The following is an 8,668-nucleotide window of genomic DNA, read 5'->3' as shown; positions in this document are numbered from 1 at the left end:
GGAGCAGCAGCGGCGGCGGCCGGAGCGGCAGCCGGAGCAGCGGCGGCAGCACCGCCTTCACTCAGCTTGCCCAGCAGCTCGTTGGAGAGCACGGTGTCGCCTTCGTTCTTGACGATTTCGGCCAGGACGCCGTCGGCCTCGGCCAGCACTTCGATCACCACCTTGTCGGTCTCGATGTCGACGATCAGCTCGTCGCGCTTGACCGCATCGCCCGGCTTCTTGTGCCAGGTGGCCACGGTGCCGTCGGCAACCGATTCCGGGAAGGTTGGGGCTTTGATCTCGATAGCCATTGTGTGTGTTTCCTTAAATTCGGTTTTTACCAGGAGGCGACACCCGCCGCCCCCTGGGTGAAGGCGTTAAACAGTAAAGGCGTCCTGCAGCAGTTTTTCCTGCTGCTCGGCGTGCATCGAGGCGTAACCGCAAGCCGGTGCGGCCGAGGCATCGCGACCGGCGTACTCGAGGAACAGAGCCTTCTTGTGCGCACTGGCAACCCGACGCATGTGGTGCTGGCTGCAGTACCAGGCACCCTGGTTCATCGGCTCTTCCTGGCACCAGACGATGTGCTTGAGGTTCTTGTACGGTGCCAACACCTCGGCCAGATCCTCTTCCGGGAACGGGTAGAGCTGTTCGATACGGACGATGGCGATGTCCTCGCGACCCTCGGCACGACGCTTCTCCAGCAGGTCGTAGTAGACCTTGCCGCTGCACAGGATCAGACGCTCGACCTTCTTCGGATCGAGTGCATCGATCTCGCCGATCACGGTCTGGAACGAGCCTTCGGCCAGGTCTTCCAGGGTCGAGATGGCCAGCTTGTGGCGCAGCAGCGACTTCGGCGTCAGCACCACCAGCGGCTTGCGCAGCGGGCGGATCACCTGGCGACGCAGCATGTGGTAGACCTGCGCCGGAGTGGTCGGTACGCAGACCTGCATGTTGTGCTCGGCGCACAGCTGCAGGTAACGCTCCAGACGCGCCGAGCTGTGCTCGGGGCCCTGCCCTTCGTAGCCGTGCGGCAGCAGCATGGTCAGGCCGCAGAGACGCCCCCATTTGTGCTCGCCGCTGGAGATGAACTGGTCGAACACCACCTGGGCACCGTTGGCGAAGTCGCCGAACTGGGCTTCCCAGATCACCAGCGCGTTCGGCACGGTGGTCGAGTAGCCGTATTCGAAGGCCAGTACCGCTTCCTCGGAGAGGAAGGAGTCGTACAGCTCGAACTTCGGCTGCCCTTCGTAGAGGTTCTTCAGCGCCACATAGGTGCTGGCGTCCTTCTGGTTGTGCAGCACCGCGTGACGGTGCGAGAAGGTACCACGGCCGATGTCCTGGCCGGTCATGCGGATCGGGTGGCCTTCGAACAACAGGGTGGCGTAGGCCATGGTTTCGGCGTAGCCCCAGTTGATCGGCAGACCACCTGCGCCCATCTTCTGGCGATCCTCGAGAATCTTCGCCACCTGGCGCTGAACCAGGAAACCCTCGGGGATTTCCAGCAGCTTGGCGGACAGATCCTGCAGGGTCTTCAGATCGAAGCGGGTGTCGTGACGAGCGGTCCAGGCATGGCCCAGGTACGGACGCCAGTCGACGAACAGCTCCTTGTTCGGCTCCTTGACCAGGCTCTTGACCACGTGCTGGCCGTTGTCCAGCGCAGTGCGGTACTCGTCGATCTTGGCCTGCACCTCGTCGCTGTTCTGCACGCCGGCGGCAACCAGGGCGTCGGCGTAGAGTTCGCGGGTGGTGCGCTGCTTGGCGATCTGCTGGTACATCAGCGGCTGGGTGCCGTTCGGCTCGTCGGCCTCGTTGTGGCCACGACGACGGTAGCAGACCAGGTCGATGACCACGTCGCGCTTGTACTGCATGCGGTAGTCGACGGCCAGCTGGGTGACGAACAGCACGGCTTCCGGATCGTCGCCGTTCACGTGGAAGATCGGCGCCTGGATCATCTTCGCCACGTCGGTGGCGTATTCGGTCGAGCGCGAGTCTTCCGGACGGCTGGTGGTGAAACCGACCTGGTTGTTGATCACGATGTGGATGGTGCCGCCCGTCTTGTAGCCACGGGTCTGCGACATCTGGAAGGTTTCCATGACCACGCCCTGGCCGGCGAAGGCCGCGTCGCCGTGGATGGAGATCGGCAGCACCTTGTCGCCAGCGGCGTCGTTGCGACGATCCTGGCGGGCACGCACCGAACCCTCGACCACCGGAGAGACGATCTCCAGGTGCGAGGGGTTGAACGCCAGCGCCAGGTGCACTTCACCGCCGGCGGTCATGACGTTGGAGGAGAAGCCCTGGTGGTACTTCACGTCGCCGGACGACAGGCCTTCGGTCTTCTTGCCCTCGAACTCGTCGAACAGGTCGCGCGGGTTCTTGCCGAAGGTGTTGACCAGCACGTTGAGGCGGCCGCGGTGGGCCATGCCGATAACGATTTCCTTGGTGCCGTAGGAACCCGAGCGCTGGATGATCTCGTCCAGCATGGGGATCAGGCTTTCGCCGCCTTCCAGGCCGAAACGCTTGGTGCCCGGGTATTTGGTGCCCAGGTATTTTTCCAGGCCTTCGGCAGCGGTGACGCGCTCGAGCACGTGTGCCCGCACCTCGGCGGAGAACTGCGGACGACCGCGCACGCTTTCCAGGCGCTGGGCGAACCAGTGGCGCTGACCGGAGTCGACGATGTGCATGAACTCGGCGCCGATGGTGCGACAATATGTCTGCTGCAGCGCATCGCGAATTTCGCGTAGCGTTGCCTCCTCTTTGCCGATGTACAGTTCGCCGGTGCGGAAGGTGGTGTCCAGATCGGCGTCGGTCAGACCGTAGTGGTTGATCGACAAGTCGGACGGCGCAGTGCGCACCCACAGCCCCAGCGGGTCGAGCTGGGCGGCCTGATGGCCACGCACGCGATAAGCCTGGATCAGACGCAGCACTTCCACCTGCTTCTTCTCGTGCTCGCTGCTCACGGTTCCCGCGGAAACCGGCTGGGCACGACGCGAATTCTTGGCGAGCAGGACGAAGTGGTCGCGAATGGTCGAATGCGACACGTCCGTTGCGGCGCTGCCGTCGGTCGGCAACTTCTGGAAGTAAGTGCGCCACTCTTCTGGCACAGCGTTGGGATCGTGCAGGTAGAGCTCGTAGAGCTCTTCCACGTAGGCAGCGTTGCCACCGGATAGGTGGGCACTGTCCCACATGCGCTGCATCACGCTTTCTTGCATGCTTGGTCACCCTCGGTAAGGGGACACCACCGGCGTGGACACCGCATGGTCGTACCCGAGCCCTGGTGCTGCGACTCGGATAAAGCCACTTCGGTTCCCGCAGATAGTCCGGGTACCAGCCCGGATGCCCCTGCTGGTCGTCATATTTTTCGAGTAGGAACCGCGGCTTTGTGGGCTGCGGTTCTAGCTTTACTGCGAGACCGGCCGAAGCCGGGCTCGCAGGTGTTACGGGTACAGCAACTTGCGAATCAGGTACCGCTCTGCAGCAGCATGTTGCGTACGTGACCGATGGCCTTGGTCGGGTTCAGACCCTTGGGGCACACGTTCACGCAGTTCATGATGCCGCGGCAGCGGAACACGCTGAACGGATCGTCCAGGGACGCCAGACGCTCGGCGGTCTTGGTGTCGCGGCTGTCGGCCAGGAAGCGATAGGCCTGCAGCAGCGCGGCCGGACCGAGGAACTTGTCCGGGTTCCACCAGAACGACGGGCAGCTGGTCGAGCAGCAGGCGCACAGGATGCACTCGTACAGGCCATCCAGCTTCTCGCGCTCTTCCGGGCTCTGCAGACGCTCGATGGCCGGAGCCGGGGTATCGTTCTGCAGGAACGGCTGCACCTTCTCGTACTGCTTGTAGAAGATGCTCATGTCGACGACCAGGTCACGAATGACCGGCAGACCCGGCAGCGGACGAATCACCAGCTTGCCACCTTTGAGCCCCGCCGCGGACAGCGGGGTGATGCAGGCCAGACCGTTCTTGCCGTTGATGTTCATGCCGTCGGAACCGCATACGCCTTCACGGCAGGAGCGACGGTAGGAGAAGCCTTCGTCCTGCTCCTTGATCAGCGCCAGCACGTCGAGAACCATGACGTCCTTGCCGCCGGTGTCGACCTGGAAGTCCTGCATGAACGGAGCGGCGTCCTTCTCCGGGTTGTAGCGATAAACACTGACTTGCAACATATCAGTCACCCTTAATAAGTCCGAACCTTGGGTTCAAATGCCGGAACGGTCTTCGGCGCGAAGTTGACCGCACGCTTGGCCACGCGCTTCTCACCCGGGAAGTACAGGGAGTGGCACAGCCAGTTCTGGTCATCGCGCTCCTCGAAGTCTTCGCGGGCGTGGGCGCCACGGGACTCTTTGCGAGCCTCGGCCGCCACCGCGGTCGCTTCGGCGACTTCGAGCAGGTTTTGCAGTTCCAGCGCTTCGATACGCGCAGTGTTGAACGCCTGGCTCTTGTCCGCGATCTTGACGTTCGCGATGCGCTCACGCAGGTCGGCCAGTTGTTGGATGCCCTTCTGCATGTATTCGCCGGTACGGAATACACCGAAGTAGTTCTGCATGCACTGTTGCAGCTCTTTGCGCAGCGGGGCGACGTCTTCGCCGGTGCTGCGCTGGTTGACGCCGGACAGGCGCGCCAGCGACTGCTCGATGTCGGTCTCGCTGGCACCGCGGACTTCCACGCCTTCTTTCAGCGCTTTTTCCAGGTGCAGGCCGGCGGCACGGCCGAATACCACCAGGTCGAGCAGCGAGTTGCCGCCCAGACGATTGGCACCGTGCACCGATACGCAGGCCACTTCGCCCACGGCGAACAGACCTTCGATGATCTTGTCGTTGCCGTTGGCGTCCTGGGTGATGGCCTGGCCATGGATGTTGGTGGCCACGCCGCCCATCATGTAGTGGCAGGTTGGAATCACCGGAACCGGCGCGACCACCGGATCGACGTGAGCGAAAGTCTTGGACAGTTCGCAGATGCCCGGCAGACGGCTGTGCAGCACTTCTTCGCCGAGGTGATCGAGCTTCAGCAGCACGTGGTCCTTGTCCGGGCCACAGCCGTTGCCGGCGATCACTTCCTTGACCATGGAACGGGCGACCACGTCGCGACCGGCCAAGTCCTTGGCGTTCGGCGCGTAGCGCTCCATGAAACGCTCGCCATGGGCGTTGATCAGGTAACCACCCTCGCCACGGCAGCCCTCGGTGACCAGTACACCGGCGCCGGCGATGCCGGTCGGGTGGAACTGCCACATCTCGATGTCCTGCACCGGCACGCCGGCACGCAGGGCCATGCCCACGCCGTCGCCGGTGTTGATCAGGGCATTGGTGGTGGAGGCGTAGATACGGCCGGCACCGCCAGTGGCCAGGACCACGGCCTTGGAACGGATGTAGACGGTCTCGCCGGTCTCGATGCAGATGGCGATGATGCCGACGATGGCGCCGTCCTGGTTCTTCACCAGGTCGACGGCGTACCACTCGTTGAGGAACGAGGTGCCGGCCTTCAGGTTGGCCTGGTACAGGGTGTGCAGCAGGGCGTGACCGGTACGGTCGGCCGCGGCGCAGGTACGGGCCGCCTGGGTCGGATTGTCCGGGCCCTTGGACTGGCCACCGAACGGACGCTGATAGATGCGGCCCTGCTCGGTACGGGAGAACGGCAGACCCATGTGCTCGAGCTCGAACACGGCTTCCGGGCCGACGGAGCACATGTATTCGATGGCGTCCTGGTCACCGATGTAGTCGGAGCCCTTGACGGTGTCGTACATGTGCCAGCGCCAGTCGTCGTTCGGGTCGGCCGAGGCGATGGCGCAGGTGATGCCACCCTGGGCGGACACGGTGTGCGAACGGGTCGGGAACACCTTGGTGACCACGGCAGTCTTGTGACCGCCCTGGGCCAGTTGCAGCGCAGCACGCATGCCGGCGCCGCCGCCACCCACGATGATGGCGTCATAGGAGAGAGTACGGATGCTAGCCATGAATCAGAAACCCCACAGAATCTGCACGCCCCAGACGAACATCGCGAACATGGCGATGCCGCACACGGCCTGGAACAGGAAACGCACACCGGTCGCCCACTTGCCCAGCGCCATCGGCGTCAGGTAGTCGGTGGAGATGGTCCACATGCCGACCCAGGCGTGCACGCTCAGTGCAACCAGGGCCAGCAGGCTGAAGATGCGCATTGCGGTATGCGAGAACAGGCCGTGCCATTCGGCGTAGCCCATGCCCGGATTGCAGATCACATAGCCCAGCAGAAACAGCGTGTAAGCCGCGAGAACGACCGCAGACACGCGTTGCGCCATCCAGTCATAGAGGCCCGAACGCGAGAAATTCGTGACATTAGTTACCATATCCACACCCCCAGCAGCACGATCACGACCGCCGAGACGGCGATGACGATTTGCGAGCCCAGCTTGCCGCCTTCCAGCGTCTCGCCGATGCCCATGTCCATGATCAAGTGGCGTACACCGGCCACCAGGTGGTACAGCAGAGCGGACAGCAGACCCCAGATCACGAACTTGGCCAGCGGGCTGGCCAGACATTCTTTCACCTGGGCGAAGCCCTCTTCGGAGGTCAGCGACTTGTCGAGGCCGAACAGCAGGATGGCGATACCGACAAAGAGGATGACACCGGAGATGCGGTGCAGAATGGACGTGTAAGCGGTGATTGGGAGCTTGATAGTCCTAAGGTCTAGGTTTACAGGTCGTTGGCTATTCACGGCTTTTATCACACTGAGAGCCCCTAACTATCAGGGCAAAGTTGTTGGGAAGTGCACTGGTCAGGTACCCATCACCCAAGGAGTGACGACCGCCATAATATGGCCGCAAAGCCCCTGGCGGTCGGGCGCAGAGTATAGACAGTTAGCAGACTAATGACAATGCAATGGCCTACCCCAAAAAGCGCATTGCAGGCGCTAAACAAATGGCGTAAATAGCGGCCTTTTTTCGCGGAAAAACCCGCCGAAACCCTTCTGCCGCCTGGGTTTTCGCAAATTGACTTTCGGATTTATCCCACTATAGTGGTGCGGGCCCTGCGTGGGGGGCTGTCTGATGATTTCAAGCATAACTAGGAGGCCACATATGGCTGACAAAAAAGCGCAGTTGATCATCGAGGGCAATGCCCCCGTCGAACTGCCCGTTCTGACCGGCACCATGGGTCCCGATGTAATCGATGTGCGGAGCCTGACCGCCACGGGTCGGTTCACCTTTGATCCTGGCTTTATGTCGACCGCCTCTTGCGAGTCGAAGATCACCTACATCGACGGCGACAAGGGCATCCTGCTGCACCGCGGCTACCCCATCGAACAGCTCGCCGAGCAATCGGACTACCTGGAAACCTGCTACCTGCTGCTCAACGGCGAACTGCCGAGCAAGGAAGAGAAGGCCAAGTTCGTCGGCACCATCAAGAACCACACCATGGTTCATGAGCAGCTGAAGAGCTTCTTCAACGGTTTCCGCCGCGATGCCCACCCGATGGCCATCATGTGCGGCGTGGTCGGCGCCCTCTCCGCCTTCTACCACGACTCGCTGGACATCAATAACCCGCAGCACCGCGAAGTCTCGGCCATGCGCCTGGTGGCCAAGATGCCGACCATCGCCGCCATGACCTACAAGTACTCCATGGGCCAGCCCATGATGTACCCGCGTAACGACCTGAACTACGCGGAAAACTTCCTGCACATGATGTTCAACACCCCGTGCGAGATCAAACCGATCAGCCCGGTACTGGCCAAGGCGATGGATAAGATCTTCATCCTCCACGCCGACCACGAGCAGAACGCCTCCACCTCCACCGTACGCCTGGCCGGCTCTTCCGGCGCCAACCCCTTCGCCTGTATCGCCGCCGGCATCGCCGCGCTGTGGGGCCCGGCGCACGGCGGCGCCAACGAGGCGGTGCTGAGCATGCTGGACGAGATCGGCAGCGTCGAGAACATCGACAAGTTCATCGCCAAGGCCAAGGACAAGAACGACCCGTTCAAGCTGATGGGCTTCGGTCACCGCGTGTACAAGAACTTCGACCCGCGCGCCAAGGTGATGAAGCAGACCTGCGACGAAGTGCTGGCCGAGCTGGGCATCAACGACCCGCAGCTGGAACTGGCGATGAAGCTCGACGAAATCGCGCGCAACGATCCGTACTTCAAGGAACGCAACCTCTACCCGAACGTCGACTTCTACTCGGGCATCATCCTCAAGGCCATCGGCATCCCGACTTCCATGTTCACCGTGATCTTCGCCCTGGCGCGTACCGTCGGCTGGATCTCGCACTGGAAGGAAATGCTCTCCAGCCCGTACAAGATCGGCCGTCCGCGCCAGCTGTACACCGGCTACGAGCAGCGCGACCTGCCGAGCGGTCGCGACTGATCGCCAGCGCGACGCAAAAAAGGCTGCCCGATGGCAGCCTTTTTTTATTGGCTCGCAGTACATGCGGCGATATTTCTCAAAAATGGCGGATTTATCCGTGAATTTCGCGGATATCCCCTACTTCCGCTCAGCGCCCTCGACCAGCGCCTGGAGCGCTTTCAGCGTCTGCAGCGGTGCATCGACGACGAAGCTGCTGGCCAGCCAGGACGGCACGCTGCCGCCCGGCTCGGTATGCGCCTGGTAGACCACCTCCACCCGACCCTCGCCCAGCGGCCGCAAGCGCCAGATGCCCTCCAGCTTGCGCACCCGCACATAGCCGCGCTGCTCCGGCAGGCGCGTCGGCGCCGCCGTGAGCCGA

At 62.6% G+C, this 8,668-nt stretch carries 8 protein-coding genes; 1 reads left to right on the top strand and 7 read right to left on the bottom strand.

Going from position 1 to position 8,668, the window contains the following annotated elements; all coding sequences use genetic code 11:
- The 6 genes from N878_RS05885 to sdhC all read right to left on the bottom strand — a co-directional run.
- Positions 1-290, bottom strand: a 290-nt coding sequence (locus N878_RS05885; RefSeq protein WP_031302815.1) for a biotin/lipoyl-containing protein, incomplete at its 3' end; no start/stop codon positions are given.
- A 66-nt stretch (positions 291-356) separates the two neighbouring features.
- Positions 357-3,188, bottom strand: a complete 2,832-nt coding sequence (locus N878_RS05880; protein ID WP_031302814.1) for a 2-oxoglutarate dehydrogenase E1 component — start codon at positions 3,186-3,188, stop codon at positions 357-359.
- A 248-nt stretch (positions 3,189-3,436) separates the two neighbouring features.
- Positions 3,437-4,144: a succinate dehydrogenase iron-sulfur subunit gene (locus N878_RS05875; RefSeq protein ID WP_021442752.1), complete on the bottom strand. Its 708-nt coding sequence runs from the start codon at positions 4,142-4,144 to the stop codon at positions 3,437-3,439.
- 11 nt (positions 4,145-4,155) lie between these two features.
- On the bottom strand, positions 4,156-5,928 hold the full coding sequence (sdhA, locus tag N878_RS05870) for a succinate dehydrogenase flavoprotein subunit (protein ID WP_021442751.1): 1,773 nt from the start codon (positions 5,926-5,928) through the stop codon (positions 4,156-4,158).
- Between the two features lie 3 nt (positions 5,929-5,931).
- Complete coding sequence (gene sdhD, locus N878_RS05865) at positions 5,932-6,300, bottom strand: succinate dehydrogenase, hydrophobic membrane anchor protein (RefSeq protein WP_024308045.1); 369 nt, start codon at positions 6,298-6,300, stop codon at positions 5,932-5,934.
- The gene (gene sdhC, locus N878_RS05860; protein WP_177342876.1) at positions 6,294-6,680 is read right to left on the bottom strand and encodes a succinate dehydrogenase, cytochrome b556 subunit; all 387 of its coding nucleotides are present in this window, start codon (positions 6,678-6,680) and stop codon (positions 6,294-6,296) included. The genes sdhD and sdhC overlap by 7 nt, the downstream gene beginning before the upstream one ends.
- Positions 6,681-7,029: 349 nt before the next feature.
- On the opposite strand from sdhC, the gene gltA reads away from it, so the two are divergent.
- Positions 7,030-8,310 (top strand): citrate synthase, encoded by a 1,281-nt coding sequence (gene gltA, locus N878_RS05855; RefSeq protein ID WP_021442749.1) that lies wholly within the window; start codon positions 7,030-7,032, stop codon positions 8,308-8,310.
- 117 nt (positions 8,311-8,427) lie between these two features.
- Here the strand turns inward: gltA and N878_RS05850 are convergent.
- The coding region (locus tag N878_RS05850) for an START domain-containing protein (RefSeq protein WP_021442748.1) at positions 8,428-8,668 on the bottom strand (241 nt) is incomplete at its 5' end.

The organism is Pseudomonas sp. EGD-AK9, from assembly GCF_000465935.2.
In the GTDB taxonomy this organism is placed as follows: domain Bacteria; phylum Pseudomonadota; class Gammaproteobacteria; order Pseudomonadales; family Pseudomonadaceae; genus Aquipseudomonas.
This window is presented reverse-complemented; position numbering and strand designations above follow the sequence as displayed.